This window comes from Bradyrhizobium sp. USDA 4474, from assembly GCF_054057515.1.
This window is the reverse complement of record NZ_JBSRZJ010000002.1, coordinates 1,651,090-1,664,562: the sequence shown is the minus strand read 5'-3', so window position 1 is coordinate 1,664,562 and position 13,473 is coordinate 1,651,090. Positions and strand designations below refer to the sequence as shown.

At 65.1% G+C, this 13,473-nt stretch carries 14 protein-coding genes; 5 read left to right on the top strand and 9 right to left on the bottom strand.

Annotated features, from left to right (window positions below):
* Positions 1 to 42: 42 nt before the first annotated feature.
* The 6 genes from ACVW16_RS09675 to ACVW16_RS09650 all read right to left on the bottom strand — a co-directional run bounded on the left by ACVW16_RS09675 (position 43) and on the right by ACVW16_RS09650 (position 3,911).
* Positions 43 to 669: a methyltransferase family protein gene (locus ACVW16_RS09675; protein WP_456735998.1), complete on the bottom strand. Its 627-nt coding sequence runs from the start codon at positions 667 to 669 to the stop codon at positions 43 to 45.
* 31 nt (positions 670 to 700) lie between these two features.
* Complete coding sequence (locus tag ACVW16_RS09670) at positions 701 to 1,732, bottom strand: NAD-dependent epimerase/dehydratase family protein (RefSeq protein WP_456735997.1); 1,032 nt, start codon at positions 1,730 to 1,732, stop codon at positions 701 to 703.
* A 32-nt stretch (positions 1,733 to 1,764) separates the two neighbouring features.
* Complete coding sequence (locus ACVW16_RS09665; RefSeq protein ID WP_456699015.1) at positions 1,765 to 2,283, bottom strand: Mpo1 family 2-hydroxy fatty acid dioxygenase; 519 nt, start codon at positions 2,281 to 2,283, stop codon at positions 1,765 to 1,767.
* A 167-nt stretch (positions 2,284 to 2,450) separates the two neighbouring features.
* A complete protein-coding gene (locus tag ACVW16_RS09660; protein ID WP_456738211.1) occupies positions 2,451 to 3,119 on the bottom strand; it encodes an OmpA family protein in 669 nt (222 codons plus the stop codon).
* Positions 3,119 to 3,535: a hypothetical protein gene (locus ACVW16_RS09655; protein ID WP_456735996.1), complete on the bottom strand. Its 417-nt coding sequence runs from the start codon at positions 3,533 to 3,535 to the stop codon at positions 3,119 to 3,121. The genes ACVW16_RS09660 and ACVW16_RS09655 overlap by 1 nt, the downstream gene beginning before the upstream one ends.
* Positions 3,536 to 3,623: 88 nt before the next feature.
* Positions 3,624 to 3,911, bottom strand: a complete 288-nt coding sequence (locus ACVW16_RS09650) for a type II toxin-antitoxin system HicB family antitoxin (RefSeq protein ID WP_456699014.1) — start codon at positions 3,909 to 3,911, stop codon at positions 3,624 to 3,626.
* Positions 3,912 to 3,987: 76 nt separating this feature from the next.
* Here ACVW16_RS09650 and ACVW16_RS09645 point away from each other — a divergent pair, with 76 nt between their 5' ends.
* Positions 3,988 to 4,815 carry a hypothetical protein gene (locus tag ACVW16_RS09645; protein ID WP_456735995.1) on the top strand — a complete coding sequence of 276 codons (828 nt, stop codon included), beginning with the start codon at positions 3,988 to 3,990 and terminating at the stop codon, positions 4,813 to 4,815.
* Positions 4,816 to 4,842: 27 nt separating this feature from the next.
* On the opposite strand, the gene ACVW16_RS09640 is transcribed toward ACVW16_RS09645, so the two are convergent.
* A complete protein-coding gene (locus ACVW16_RS09640) occupies positions 4,843 to 7,446 on the bottom strand; it encodes an ATP-dependent helicase (protein WP_456735994.1) in 2,604 nt (867 codons plus the stop codon).
* Between the two features lie 241 nt (positions 7,447 to 7,687).
* Between ACVW16_RS09640 and ACVW16_RS09635 the strand changes: the two genes are divergently transcribed.
* Entirely contained in the window at positions 7,688 to 7,858 is a 171-nt protein-coding gene (locus ACVW16_RS09635; protein WP_045006173.1) for a DUF1328 domain-containing protein, read from the top strand.
* 53 nt (positions 7,859 to 7,911) lie between these two features.
* Here the strand turns inward: ACVW16_RS09635 and ACVW16_RS09630 are convergent, their stop codons facing one another.
* The gene (locus ACVW16_RS09630; protein ID WP_456699011.1) at positions 7,912 to 8,412 is read right to left on the bottom strand and encodes a thioesterase family protein; all 501 of its coding nucleotides are present in this window, start codon (positions 8,410 to 8,412) and stop codon (positions 7,912 to 7,914) included.
* An 86-nt stretch (positions 8,413 to 8,498) separates the two neighbouring features.
* Here ACVW16_RS09630 and ACVW16_RS09625 point away from each other — a divergent pair, with 86 nt between their 5' ends.
* From ACVW16_RS09625 to ACVW16_RS09615, 3 genes are all read left to right on the top strand, one after another.
* Entirely contained in the window at positions 8,499 to 9,923 is a 1,425-nt protein-coding gene (locus tag ACVW16_RS09625) for an FAD-binding oxidoreductase (RefSeq protein ID WP_456735993.1), read from the top strand.
* A 98-nt stretch (positions 9,924 to 10,021) separates the two neighbouring features.
* Complete coding sequence (locus ACVW16_RS09620; RefSeq protein WP_456735992.1) at positions 10,022 to 11,344, top strand: Spy/CpxP family protein refolding chaperone; 1,323 nt, start codon at positions 10,022 to 10,024, stop codon at positions 11,342 to 11,344.
* An 87-nt stretch (positions 11,345 to 11,431) separates the two neighbouring features.
* Positions 11,432 to 11,794: a hypothetical protein gene (locus ACVW16_RS09615; RefSeq protein WP_456699008.1), complete on the top strand. Its 363-nt coding sequence runs from the start codon at positions 11,432 to 11,434 to the stop codon at positions 11,792 to 11,794.
* Here the strand turns inward: ACVW16_RS09615 and ACVW16_RS09610 are convergent, their stop codons facing one another.
* Complete coding sequence (locus tag ACVW16_RS09610) at positions 11,795 to 13,462, bottom strand: SulP family inorganic anion transporter (RefSeq protein ID WP_456735991.1); 1,668 nt, start codon at positions 13,460 to 13,462, stop codon at positions 11,795 to 11,797.
* Positions 13,463 to 13,473 lie beyond the last annotated feature (11 nt).

The following is a 13,473-nucleotide window of genomic DNA, read 5'->3' as shown; positions in this document are numbered from 1 at the left end:
TGACGGGATCAAGTACCGGAGAAAGGCTAGAGAACGCCGCGCTCACCGCGGCGACGTGAACGGGACGATCATCGGCACGCGGCGGCAATAGGCGCCGTAGGCGTCTTCGCCGAGCTCCTTCGACAGGAAAACTTCTTCCATCCGGCCCTTCTGCCACATGCCGAGCGAGATCAGGATGGCGCCGAGGATCGTCGTGACGCCGCCGATCGCGAAGCCGGTGACGAGCATGCCGAAAATCAATCCCGTGTAGATCGGGTGACGCACGATGCCGTAGGGGCCGGTGTCGATGACGCGGTGGTCTTCCTTGTGTGTGATGGTGTTCGACCAGAATTTCCCGAGATGCAGCCGGCCCCACCAGGCGAAGGCGATGCCGGCGATCGAGAGGACCGCGGCGAGGGTGATGCCGGTGTTGCCGAGCACCCAGAGCGGCTTCCAGCCCAGCGCCGCCGCAATCCACGGCGTGTACAGGATGCCGCCGACCAGGATCGGCAGGCGATAGCGCTGCGAGTCCAGCGTCATGACCTGCTTCTTGGTCCGCCCCTGCCAGAATGAGGCGCCCACCCAGCTGGCGAGAAAGGCGAGCCAGATCAGAGCCAGGAGTTCGGTCGGCCAGGTCGTGGTCCAGCCGCCCCAGGCGACGGAGAGAAGCTTGCTGAAATCGAAAGACATGCGGAAAGGTTCTTTGGTTCGGGCGGCGGCCTCAGCTCGCGCGCGAGGAGAGCGCGTGATGCTTGATGGCGCCGGAGGGCTGCTGGCCGTTGCGGGCGAGCAGATGGGTGATGGTTTCGCGCAGCACCGGCTCGATCGGCCGCGGCGCATAGCCGAGCTCGGTGCGGGCCTTGGCGATCGAGAGGTCGCTCGCGGCCAGCGCGATGCGCACACCCTCGCCAGTGCCGTTGGGCGGCCGGCGCGTGATGCGATCGGAGATCTTCTCGAGCATGATCGCCGAGAGCTCGGCGATCTTGCCGGGAACGACGACCGGATATTGCCGCCGTCCGCTCATCGCCGACATCATCCGCAGGATCTGGCCGAGCCTGACGCAATCGCCGCCGAGGATGTAGCGCTGGCCAATGCGGCCGCGCTCCATCGTCAGCACGAGGCCCATGGCGACGTCGCGGACGTCGACGAGATTGACCAGGAAGTCGAGATGCGGCTGCACCTTCTTCTGGAGGAAGTACCACAGCATCGCGGTGGGCGGCGTCAAATTGTGGTCGGCGGCGCCGATCGGCATGGTCGGCGTGCCGATCACGAGCGGGAAGCCGCTCGCCGCCGCCTTCGCGGCATGATGTTCGGCGAGCGACTTCGAGCGCGTATAGGCGCCGGGCATCGCATCGGCCGGCTGCAGCGCCTCCTCGGCGGCAGCGCCGTTGAGATCGGCGTAGGGGAACAGGATCGATTCCGTCGAGCAGTGCAGGAAGCGTGAGACGTTGCGCTTCATCGCCGCCGCAAGCACGACCTCGGTGCCGCGGAAATTGACGTCGTGGAAGTCCTGCTTGTTGGCGACCCACATGCCGGGCAGGCCGGCCAGATGATAGACTTGCTCGACGCCTGAAACTGCAGCATCGACCACGGCGTCATCAAGCACCGAGCCGTGCACATACTCGACGTCCGCGTTCGCGGCAGCCGGCGGCCTGACGTCGAGCACGCGTACCCGCTGCCCACGGGCGCGGAGCGCTTCGACGAGATGTTGTCCGATGAAACCGCTGCCACCGGTAACCAGTACGGAAGTCATGAAGTAGGTTTTGCTGTTCCGCTTCGAGAAAGCTATCGGGTTGAAAGGGAGTTGGCCGGAAGAGGCGCGAGAATCGCGGCAAGGTCGCGACGAAAACCCAGTGCAATGAATAATTTCGCCATGACGAACATCGGTCCAAGCAGGAAATGCGAGGGATGATCGACCATCGACGGTTGCCGTTCCTCAAATACCCGGTGGCCAACGATCTGGGACGCAACGCCGAGACCGATGAGCACCGCAAAAATCGACCACATCATGGCGGTCGAGACCTGATTGCCGATTGCGGTTGCGACCGAAAGCAGCACGATCATCGACGCGAGGATGCCGAGCCCGACGCCGGTATCCAGCATCAGCCAGTATGCCAGCACCGGCAGCGCCAAAATCACCGCCAGGCTCACCTCGACCCCGAACATCGGAAAGGCGACCCGCGTCAGCGGCAGCGTCGCGCCGGTGAAAAGCAGGAGAATGCCGACCACGTGCATCGCGCAATTCCAGGGATCGCGATGATATTCGACATAATCGGCCAGTTGGCGTTGAAAATAGCCAGCCATTTCAGTCTCGTCGGCACGGGGGCGGGAAGGATGAACGACAGCGTATAGCACCTGAGAGGGCAGCGCACAAACCGGTGCGAGTGTCGCGCAAAGCGGTGCTGTCGCGCTGTGAGACAGGTCACAATATCGTCAAGACTTCAGCGGGTTCCGCCGAAAATCCCGTGCGCTCAATGCCTCTTTGCGGGCTTTTTTGCCGCAGGCGCCGGCGCTGCAGGGGGATGCGCAGGTGCAGCGTCGGGCACCTTGGCAAAGGTCAGGATCTGCATCTGGCCGTTGACCGCCGACGTCGGCTTGGCGCGGTCGAGGAACTGCTCCTCGCCGAGGCCGATCGGCTGCAGCCGCTTGGTCGAGATCTTGAACGTGTTCACCAGCACGTCGCGGATCGCATCAGCCCGGCGCTGGCTCAGGATCGCATTGGCTTCGCGCGTCTTCGAACTGGATTCGACGTGGCCGACGATCAGGAACGTATAGGGCAGCAGCGAGGCGTGAACCAGCGCGTCTGCGATCCGGCCGACGGTCTGGTAGGATTCCGGCTGGATGATCGGGGTATCGGCGTCGAACTGGATCTGGGCGTTGAAGGCGGGCAGCTTGGCGAGGTCAGGCGCGATCAGCGGCCGGTTCACCGGACCCGGATCGTTCTTGATCCGCGCCTTGGCCCGCTCCATGACCTGCTGCTTCAGGGCCGGGAGATCGACCTCGACGCCCTCCTCGAAATGATCGAGCTTGCCGACGATGTCGTCACGGGTCGGAGCCGTCTGGGCGCGGGCCGCGCCTGTCAGCAGCGCGAGGCCCAATGCGATGGCGAATCCGGCGGTGACGTGCCCGGTTGCGCGCATCATCGATACCCCGCGTCGTCGACGGCCTTCAGGCAATTGTTGCTGATGCCCTTGGGCGTCGAGACCAGGCAGGGGATCGACTTGCTGGTTTCCTTGGTCGAGCCGCCGCAAACCTTGACGATCTCGCGCTGGCAGGCGTTCGCGACCGTGGCACGGGCGGCAATGCGCTTCTGGATCGCGTCGAACACCGTGAGATAGTCGCTCTGGCACTGCGGGGAGAGCACGTCCCGGTTGCGCGACAGGCATTCCTTCAGGCGGGTGGAATCAGGATTGACGCCGCGGCAATTGGCGACGATTTCCGCACCGCAGCTCTTGGCCAAGAGCCCGATCGAATCGCCAAAGCTCATGGTCTCCGCCGTCGCAAGCGACGGCATCCCCAAAGCAAGTCCAACCAGTGTGATGAAGCCCCGGACCATGGGTGCATCTGATACGGGGAAGTTCGCCATGGTCAAGGGCTGATCGCCCCAGACCTGTCGAGAGTTCGGCCGGTGCGGCGAACAGTCCTCACTCCTCGAAATCGTCGCGCGGAGGAAATTCGATCAGGACGGCCGTGTGTTTCCCCATCGCGACGGCAAATTCCGGATCGGCCTCGAGCTCGTCCAATGTCCTTGGGCGCGGAAGCTCGCGGCCGTCCGCTGTCAGCTCCTCCGCGTAGAACGCCAGCGCCTCGGGCGCATTCTCCAGGGCCTCGTGGACGTCGTCGCCGCCGGAAATGCAGCCGGGCAGGTCCGGAAACCATAGGCTGACGTCGTCCGGGCCTGCGTCCTCGATGATGGCGACGTAGCGAGCCATGGCAGGCTGACGACCCCGAAAATTGTAACGATGGGTTGATTTCAATTATGAGTACCTGATTTGCGGAGGTAAGCAATTGAGCAATTTGACCTTGGCCGACGGCGCCGGCTCGTTCGTGTTTCGTGATGAAGGCGCCGTCCCTTCGCCGCGAACGATGCGGGTCTTCTCCTATTGCCCCCGCTCGCGCAGCCCGCGCACGCGCATCATCGTGGCGATGCATGGTGTTGACCGCGCCGCTGCGGAGTTTCGCGATCTGCTCGCGCCCCAAGCCGAACGCAACGGGCAAATCGTGCTGGTGCCGGAGTTCGATCCGGATCAGTTCCCGGGTGTCTACGCATATAATTTTGGCGGCGTGCGGCGGCCGCCGCCGGACAACGCGGTTCTGCCGCGCGATCATTGGAGTTTCGGCGTCATCGACCGGCTGTTTCAGCACGTTCGACATGCGACCGGATCGAGCCGCGACAGTTTCGGCCTGTTCGGCAATTCCGCGGGCGCGCAATTTGTGTTGCGCTATCTCGCGCTCAACGAGGCTGGGTTCGTCGATCGGGCCGTTGCCGCCAATTGCGGCTGCTACATGCTGCCTGATCTCGCCAAGGACTATCCGGACGGCATGGGAGGGATTGGTCTCGACGAAAGCCATCTGCGGCGATATCTGGGGCGCCGCCTGATCATCCTGCTGGGCGACGCCGACAACGACCCGGATGCCGCCGATTTGCCCCGCTGGGACGAGGCGATGGCCCAAGGTCCTCACCGTCTTGCGCGCGGTCTCTGGCATTTCGAGCACTGCACGACGCTGGCCAAAAGCCTTGGTGTGGAGCTGGGCTGGCGACTCGAAATCGCGCCCGGCGCCGGGCACGTCCACCAGCTCATCTACGACCAGGGCGCCAACATCTTGAACGGCTGAGTGGATGGCCTCGCGTGCAGGGCCTGCTCACGCCCGCTGCACGAAGCTGTCGACGACCTTCTTCTCGCCGGCCTTGTCGAAGGCGATCGTGAGCTTGTTGCCGTCGATCTTGGTGACGCGGCCGTAGCCGAATTTCTGGTGGAAGACGCGGTCGGCGAGCGAGAATTCCGAGGTCGTGCCGGTGGATTTGGCGACCAGCTCGCCCTCGATCGTCATCGGCCCGCGGCGGCGCGAGGAGAAGCTGCCGAAATCGGGGCCTGACGAGGAGGAGGACGAGAACGTCGCGCCCTCTTCCTCGAAGCCGCCCCGCCCGCCGCCGCCATTGCGCCCGCCGCCTTTGTTGCGGTTGGCCTGAGCGCGCTGCCAGCCGGGCGTCGAATAGGTCGAGCCAAACGCTTCCATGTCGTCGAAGCGCGAGGCGCCGTAGCCGCCGGTGCCGCCCCAGGCCGAGCCGCCCTTGGATTCCGTGATCTCGACATTGGCGGCCGGCAATTCGTCGAGGAAGCGCGACGGGATCGTGGTCGACCAGGTGCCATGGATCCGGCGGTTGGTCGCGAAATAGATCATGGCGCGGCGCCGTGCACGGGTGAGGCCGACATGGCCAAGCCGGCGCTCTTCCTCCAGGCCCGCGCGGCCCTGTTCGTCCAGCGTGCGCTGGCTCGGGAACAGGCCCTCCTCCCAGCCGGGCAGGAATACGTTGTCGAATTCGAGGCCCTTGGCCGAGTGCAGCGTCATCAGCGACACCGCGTCGTCCTCGGCGCCGCCCTCGCGGTCCATCACCAACGAGATGTGCTCCAAAAACCCTTGCAGGTTCTCGAACTCCTCCATCGAGCGCACGAGCTCTTTCAGGTTCTCCAGCCGGCCCGCGGCGTCAGCCGAACGGTCCTTCTGCCACATCTCGGTGTAGCCGCTCTCGTCGAGCACGATCTGGGCGAGATCCGTATGCGCGGTGACCTCGCGCTGGGCGCGCCATCGGTCGAACTGGGCGACGACATCGCGCAGACTTCCGCGCGCCTTCGGCTTCAATTCGTCGGTTTCGACCACCGCGCGCGCCGCCTCGAACAGCGGAATGCGGCGCTTGCGGGCGTGGTCGTGCAGCAACTGTATGGTGGCATCGCCAAGGCCGCGCTTGGGCACGTTGACGATGCGCTCGAAGGCGAGATCGTCGGCCGGCGAATTGATGACGCGCAGATAAGCCAGCGCATCGCGGATCTCGGCGCGCTCGTAGAAGCGCGGACCGCCGATGACGCGATAGGGCAGGCCGAGCGTGACGAAACGGTCTTCGAACTCGCGCATCTGGTAGGAGGCGCGCACCAGAATGGCGATCTCGTTGAGCTTCTCGCCCTTGCGCTGGATCTGCTCGATCTCCTCGCCGATGCCGCGCGCTTCCTCTTCCGAATCCCACGAGCCCGTCACCGTGACCTTCTCGCCGTCGTGGTCTTCGGTGCGCAGCGTCTTGCCGAGCCGGCCTTCGTTGTGCGCGATCAGATGCGAGGCGGCAGCCAGGATGTGGCCGGTCGAGCGGTAATTGCGCTCGAGCCGGATCACCTTGGCGCCGGGAAAGTCGTGCTCGAAGCGCAGGATGTTGTCGACCTCGGCGCCGCGCCAGCCATAGATCGACTGGTCGTCGTCGCCGACGCAGCAGATGTTTTTGACGTGGGGCGTCTCTCTGTCTTCCTCCTTCACGGGGGCGCGACGAGCTTCGCTCGCGCTGAGAGGGACGGGGCGAGGGGCTCTCTCCACAAGCCCGGTGCTGGGAGAGTCCCCCTCACCCGCCGCGCTCTGCAGGCGGGGAGAGGCCAAGGACGAAGACGACGGCGCCTGCGACAGCAGCCGCAGCCACAGATACTGCGCAACGTTCGTGTCCTGATACTCGTCCACCAGGATGAACTTGAACCGCTGCTGATACTGCCGCAGGATGTCAGGATGCTCGCGGAAGATGCGGATGTTCTCCAGCAGCAGATCGCCGAAATCGGCGGCGTTCAGGATCTTCAGCCGCTCCTGGTAGCTCGCATAGAGCTTGCCGCCCTTGCCGTTGGCGAAGACGGCGGCTTCGCCCGAGGGCACCTGCGACGGCGTCAGGCCGCGGTTCTTCCACCCGTCGATCAGGCCGGCCAGCATGCGCGCGGGCCAACGCTTGTCGTCGATGTTGTCGGCTTGCAGCAACTGCTTCAACAGCCGCACCTGGTCGTCGACATCGAGCACGGTGAAATTCGACTTGAGCTGCGCCAGCTCGGCGTGAAAGCGCAGGATGCGGCCGCCGATGGAGTGGAAGGTGCCGAGCCAGGGCATGCCTTCCACGGCGTGGCCGAGCATCTGGCCGAGCCGGTGCTTCATCTCGCGGGCAGCCTTGTTGGTGAAGGTCACCGACAGGATCTCGGCGGGGCGGGCGCGCCCCTGGCTCAGGATGTGGGCGATGCGCGTGGTCAGTACGCGGGTCTTGCCGGTGCCGGCGCCGGCCAGCACCAGAACCGGGCCATCCAGCGTCTCGACCGCCTCGCGCTGCTCGGGATTGAGCCCGGCCAGATATTTCGGGCCGACGGAGGCGCGCGCACGCGCGGCGATGCCGCCGGCTGCGGGCTGATGGTCGGGTACGCCTGTGATTTTGCTCGGCTCGGTCATGCGAATCATTGGCCCCACGATGGCACCGCGGGGTTGCGGAAGGGAGCCTTCATAACAGGGATTGGCGCCAATATGGGGGCGGCAGTGCCGGTTTTCCACGTGCGCGGTGGGGTGATTTTGTTCCTGGAGGGGCAGCGAATTTCCCGGCCGAGCGGGCCGGAACCATTGTTCCGAGATGGCGATTGTTTCTGCAAGTGAGGCGCCTCAGCCGCGCCGATCGCACACAGACAACGAAACAGAGGTTTTGACCATGCTGAGCTGGGTTGTGACGTTTCTGGTTATCGCCCTGATCGCCGGCATCCTGGGCTTTGGCGGCCTCGCCGGCGCGTCGATCGAAATCGCCAAGATCATCTTCTTCGTCGCGGTCGTCCTGTTCCTGGTCTCGGCCGTGGTCGGCCTCGCCCGCGGCAGGAGGATCTAGCGGTCATCTCTGCCTCTCCCCGTCGGGGAGAGGTGGATGGCAGCAGCTCTTGGCTATCTCTTCGAAGGCATCGCCACGTTTCGGCCGATGCCTTCCGGCCGCGCCACGGCGCGATGAGCCATGACGACGGCCGCGATGCGCTCGCTGATATCAGGCGGAAACGCCGCCACCTTGCGCGAGCTCATGTCGATGTGCAGCGACATGTTTTCCGATGTGGCCGACAGCCAGCCTTCGGTGGCGTGACGCAGCTCCTGGAAGGTGTGCAGTCGCTTGTCGTCGGCTTCCAGCAGCCAGACCGAGACCTGCACGGGATCGCCGAGATGGATCTCGCGCAGATACCGCACGTGGCATTCGGCCGTGAAGGTCGAACCGTTGCGCTCTTTCATGTAGCCGGGCCCGATCCCGAGTTGCAGCCACATCTGGTCGATCGCCCGGTCGAACATCACGTTGTAATAGGCCATGTTGAGATGGCCGTTATAGTCGATCCATTGCGGCTCGATCTGCATGATCGATGAGCGGAACGGCTCGGGCTTGGCGGCGGCACTGTCCGGCATGTCTCATTCCCTGCCTATGCGTCCGGTCGCTTGACTTGACCGGCGAGATGTCCTTTGCCACGGTTTCTCTGTCGGGAGGACGATCCGTGGGTACTGCTATCACCAATAATCCGCCGCGGCCGGAGCCGAAAGCCCTCGCAAGCGCGCTGGAGCAGCTTGCCGCACGCTTCGGCAACCGCCTGATCACCTCGCAGGCCGTCCGCGAGCAGCACGGCCATACCACGACATGGATCGTCAACCAGCCGCCCGACGGCGTGGTGATGGCGCAGGAGACCGCCGACATTCAGGACGTGGTGCGGATCTGCGCGAAAAACGGCGTGCCCGTCATTCCCTTCGGCACCGGCACCTCGCTCGAAGGCCAGGTCAACGCGCCCGCCGGCGGCATCTCGATCGATTTGCGCGACATGAACAAGGTGCTCGCTGTTCATGCCGAGGATCTCGATTGCGTGATCCAGCCCGGCGTCACCCGCAAGGCGCTCAACGAGCATTTGCGCGACCAGGGCCTGTTCTTCCCGATTGATCCCGGCGCGGATGCGTCGCTCGGCGGCATGGCCTCGACCCGCGCCTCCGGGACCAATGCGGTGCGCTACGGCACCATGCGCGACAGCGTGCTGGCGCTGAAGGTCGTGCGTGGCGACGGCGAGATCATCACGACGGGCACGCGTGCCAAGAAATCATCTGCGGGCTACGACCTGACGCATCTGTTCGTGGGTGCCGAGGGCACGCTCGGCATCATCTCCGAATTGACCATCCGCCTGCGCGGCATCCCCGAGACGATCGCGGCCGGCGCGGTATCGTTCGTGTCAGTGCACGGCGCGTGTCAGGCCGTGATCCTGGCGATCCAGACCGGCATTCCCGTGGCGCGCATCGAGCTGCTCAATGCTGCGCAGGTGAAGGCCTGCAACGCCTATTCGAAGCTGACGCTGCCCGAGACGCCGCTGCTGCTGATGGAATTCCACGGCAGCGAGATCGAGGTTGCCGAGCAGTCCAAGGCCTTCGGCGAGATCGCCAGGGAGTGCGGCGGCGGCGATTTCTCCTGGACCACCAAGCCGGAGGATCGCACAAAATTGTGGCAGGCGCGGCATGACGCCTATTGGTCGGTCAAGGCGCTGCGTCCGGGCGACAGCATCGGCGTGGTCGCAACCGACGTCTGCGTGCCGATCTCGCGCCTTGCCGATTGCGTCAGCGAGACCGAGGAAGATCTCAAGCGCCTCAATCTGTTGTCGCCCATCGTGGGCCATGTCGGGGACGGCAATTTCCACTGCTCGCTGCTGTGTGACATCAACGATGCGGCCGAGATGGCGCGCGGCGAGGAGTTCATGCATCGCCTCGTCGAGCGCGCGCAGGCGATGGACGGAACCTGCACCGGCGAGCACGGCATCGGCCAGGGCAAGCAGAAATATCTCGAGGCCGAGCTCGGCCCCGAGGCGCTCGATGCGATGCGCGCGCTGAAGAAAGCGCTCGATCCGCAAAACATCTTCAATCCCGGCAAGATCGTGCCGGAAGCGTAGCGGCCTGCCGCACCGCAGCCGCGGGAACTTTCGGCAAGCGGGCCGGTTCCAATTCCCGACACGCTCCGATGCCTCCATGGCACTCTCGGGAGGATGCGATGTTGCGACCCGTCACTGGAATTGCCGCGATGGCGCTTGCCTGCATGCTGGCCGGCACGGCTCTGGGCAAGGGCGGTGGTGGTGGTCATGGCGGCGGCGGTCATGGCGGTGGGCACGGAGGCGGTCACGCCGGCGGCCACCATTTTGGTGGCGGCCATTTTGGCGGTCATGGCTTCGGGCACGCGCATGGCGGGGGAGGGCATCATGGCGGAGTCCATCTCGCAACAGGAGCTCGACATGGTGGCCCGAGCTTCGGTCAGATCCGCAATGCAGCCGTCCGCCCAGGGAATTTTCGTAAAGCCTTCAACTTCCACGCCGGTACCTTCCGCAATGGCCGGCTGATCGGCAATCCGGCGGCGCGAGCCCAGATCGCAGCGGCCGCCGCGCTGGCGGGCTGGCAAGGCGCCGGCAGCGGATGGTGGCAGCATCCGGGCGGCGGTTATGGCTGGGTCGGACCGTTGTTCTGGCCGTTCGCCTATAACGACTTCTACGACTACGCGATCTGGGGCGACGGTCTCGGCTTCTGGGGCTACGGCTATCCGGACATTTATGCCGGCATCTTCGGCCCCTATGGCTATGACGGTCTCGCGACCTATCTGCCGCAGCGACCGCAGGGGCGGCGACATGCGCGAGGCGTTGCGGTTGATCAGCTTTGCGGCAGCGACCGACGCGAAATCGTCGGTCTGCCGATCGACCAGATTGCCGCAGCGGTGCAACCGACCGAAGCGCAACGCGCAAGCCTTGACGAACTCGGCAATGCCTCGATCGATGCGGCCGGGATGATCCGTGCCTCCTGCCCGACGCAAGTCGCCGCGACCGCGCCCGGCCGGCTGGCAGCGATGCAGCTGCGCATCGAGGCGATGGAGAAGGCCGTCGATCTCGTTCAACCGGCCCTCGATAAATTCTACGGCTCACTCACTGACGAACAGAAGGCGCGCTTCAATGCGCTGGCCGAGGATCAGCGTCATGCCACGGCGTCCGGCAATAGCGGGGGATCGCTGGTCCAGAATTGCGGAGCGTCCGCTGCGCTCGATTGGCCTGGCGCCGACATCGAGGCGAGGCTGCATCCCAACGAGACCCAGCGCGCCGCGCTGCAGGTGCTTCAGGATACCAGCGCCAACGTCAGCTCATCTCTGAAGGCGGCATGTCAGCCTGGCGACGTGATGACGCCGCCGGCGCGCATGGCCGCGGTCCGCAAGCGGCTCGAAATCATGCTCGACGGCGTCAAGTCGGTACGCGCGGCGCTGGAGGATTTTTACGCGACGCTGAACGACGAGCAGAAGGCGCAGTTCGAGTCCATCGGACCGCGTCGAACATCCTGAATGCGCTCGGCGAAGGGGCGTGGTGCAAAAATCGTCTCGCCGATCTATGCTGAGTGGGCCTGAAGCGGAAGACTGCGTGGAATGGCGATGAAGTGGTTCGCGCGCAAGGCGCGGAAAGAGATCTGGGACGAAGCGGTCGAATGGCCGCTCGGCGACATCGAAGCCGTCGCGCGCATCCGCGCCATTTGTGATGCTGCGGCCCAGAGCGCCGCCGGCTCTGCGCGAAACGAGGACGGCGAGAGTGCGCGCTATGAGCGCGCCGCAAAGGTCGCGATGGAAATTGCGATGAAGATCTCCGACGGCCTGATGCGCGACGACGCGGTGCATCGCATCGTCGATCTCTGCATGACCGCGAACGACCTCAAGACGGCGCAGATCCTGTTCCGCGCGATCCACGCCAGCTGGATCCGCGAAACGGCGCAGCGGGACCATCCCACGCTGCTGTCGTGATTATTTCGCCAGTCTGTGCACGGCCTCGTCCACGCTGTGGAAGACGTGCTCCCTCGGCAGGACGTCGAACAATTTGAAACGCTCGAACGCGTCCTGTGCGCGCACCGATTCCAGCCGGGCCAGCGCCACCGTGACGCCTTGCGCGCTGCACGCCTTGAAGACGTCGAGCAGGATCTGCGCGGCGGTGAAGTCGATCTCGACCATGCCGCTCGCCTCCAGCACCAGCAGTTGCGGCGTGGCTGCCGTGATGACCTTGCTCACGTCGCTGCGGAAACCCGGCGCGTTGAGGAAGGACAGCGGCGCCTGAAGTCCGATCACCGCGACGCCATTGACGCGCTCGCCGGTGATATGCGGATGTGCCGGCCACCAGATCGTGGTGCCCGGCACGCGCTCGAACTCAACCAGCTTGGCGCGCGTGGTGCTCCAGATACCGTGTAGCAGCGACAGCACGATGCCGAGGAACGCGCCCTGCTGGATCGGCAGCACGATGATGAGTGCGGCGGTGGCGACGATCAGCAGGAATTCGCTGAACGACTGGCGGTAGATCGTGACGATCTGCCTCACGCGGATGATCCGCAGCGCCACGAACAACAGAATGCCGCCGAGGGCCGCATCAGGCACGTGGCGCAACAATCCCGTGCCGAAGGCGAGCAACAACAGCACGATCACGGCAGCCGCAAGTCCTGCGAGCTGCGATTGTCCGCCGGTCTCGGCGACGATGCCCGTGCGCGGCGGGCTGGCATTGACCGGGAAGGCGCCGAACAGACCCGATAATACGCTGCCGGCGCCGGCGCCGACAAAGTCGCGATCGACATCGGCGGGCTGGTCGGGATCGGACGGGAAGGACCGCGTGGTGGCCGCGGTCTGCACCATCACGACGACGGTGATCACGAAGGCGAGGGGGACGATTCGGACCCATAGCTCCGGCGCGAGATCAGGAAAGGTCGGCCGCGGCAGCGTGCCGGGCACCACGCCGACGACGTTGACGCCCTTGCTCTCGAGGCCGAGCGCGATGGTGGCCAGCGTGGCGGCAACGAGCCCGATCAGCGCGCCCGGGATTTTCGGGCTGATATTCTCGGAGACGAAGACCACCGCCAGCACGCCGAAGCCAATGCAGAACGTGACAGGATTGGTGCGGCCGATCTCGGTTGCAAGCACTCCGATGCGGTCGAGCGTCGGTCCGCTCGGCGAGTCCAGTCCCAGCACGCCAGGCAATTGCGACACGATGATATGGACGGAGATGCCGGCGAGAAAGCCGATCATCACCGGCATCGATAGCAGGTTCGCGATGCCGCCGAGCCGGAACGCGCCGCCGGCGAGCATCATGGCGCCGACCATCAAGGCCAGCGCGATCGCAAGGCCCTGATATTCAGGCGAGCCGGCCGCTGCGAGCGCGGCAAGGCCGCCGGCAAAGATCGGCGTGATCGTGGAATCGGCGCCGCAGGAGAGGAAGCGATTGCCGCCGAGCAGCGCAAAACCGAGCGAGCCCGCCATGAAGGCGAAGAAGCCGATCTGCGGCGCGAAGCCGCCGAGCCTCGCGGTCGCCATCTGCTCGGGGATCGCGATGGCCGCGAGCGTCAGCCCCGCCATGAGGTCGCCGGGCAGGGCATAGGATGCGAGCGAGCGGAAGACCGGCCATGCGTGCTTGGCGTGAACCTCTTGCGGCATCGACGAAAAAT

Coding starts and splice junctions, on each gene's coding strand:
- ACVW16_RS09675 (WP_456735998.1), bottom strand. CDS start 669: ATGTCTTTCGATTTCAGCAAGCTTCTCTCCGTCGCCTGGGGCGGCTGG.
- ACVW16_RS09670 (WP_456735997.1), bottom strand. CDS start 1,732: ATGACTTCCGTACTGGTTACCGGTGGCAGCGGTTTCATCGGACAACAT.
- ACVW16_RS09665 (WP_456699015.1), bottom strand. CDS start 2,283: ATGGCTGGCTATTTTCAACGCCAACTGGCCGATTATGTCGAATATCAT.
- ACVW16_RS09660 (WP_456738211.1), bottom strand. CDS start 3,119: ATGCGCGCAACCGGGCACGTCACCGCCGGATTCGCCATCGCATTGGGC.
- ACVW16_RS09655 (WP_456735996.1), bottom strand. CDS start 3,535: ATGGTCCGGGGCTTCATCACACTGGTTGGACTTGCTTTGGGGATGCCG.
- ACVW16_RS09650 (WP_456699014.1), bottom strand. CDS start 3,911: ATGGCTCGCTACGTCGCCATCATCGAGGACGCAGGCCCGGACGACGTC.
- ACVW16_RS09640 (WP_456735994.1), bottom strand. CDS start 7,446: ATGATTCGCATGACCGAGCCGAGCAAAATCACAGGCGTACCCGACCAT.
- ACVW16_RS09635 (WP_045006173.1), top strand. CDS start 7,688: ATGCTGAGCTGGGTTGTGACGTTTCTGGTTATCGCCCTGATCGCCGGC.
- ACVW16_RS09630 (WP_456699011.1), bottom strand. CDS start 8,412: ATGCCGGACAGTGCCGCCGCCAAGCCCGAGCCGTTCCGCTCATCGATC.
- ACVW16_RS09620 (WP_456735992.1), top strand. CDS start 10,022: ATGTTGCGACCCGTCACTGGAATTGCCGCGATGGCGCTTGCCTGCATG.
- ACVW16_RS09615 (WP_456699008.1), top strand. CDS start 11,432: ATGAAGTGGTTCGCGCGCAAGGCGCGGAAAGAGATCTGGGACGAAGCG.
- ACVW16_RS09610 (WP_456735991.1), bottom strand. CDS start 13,462: ATGCCGCAAGAGGTTCACGCCAAGCACGCATGGCCGGTCTTCCGCTCG.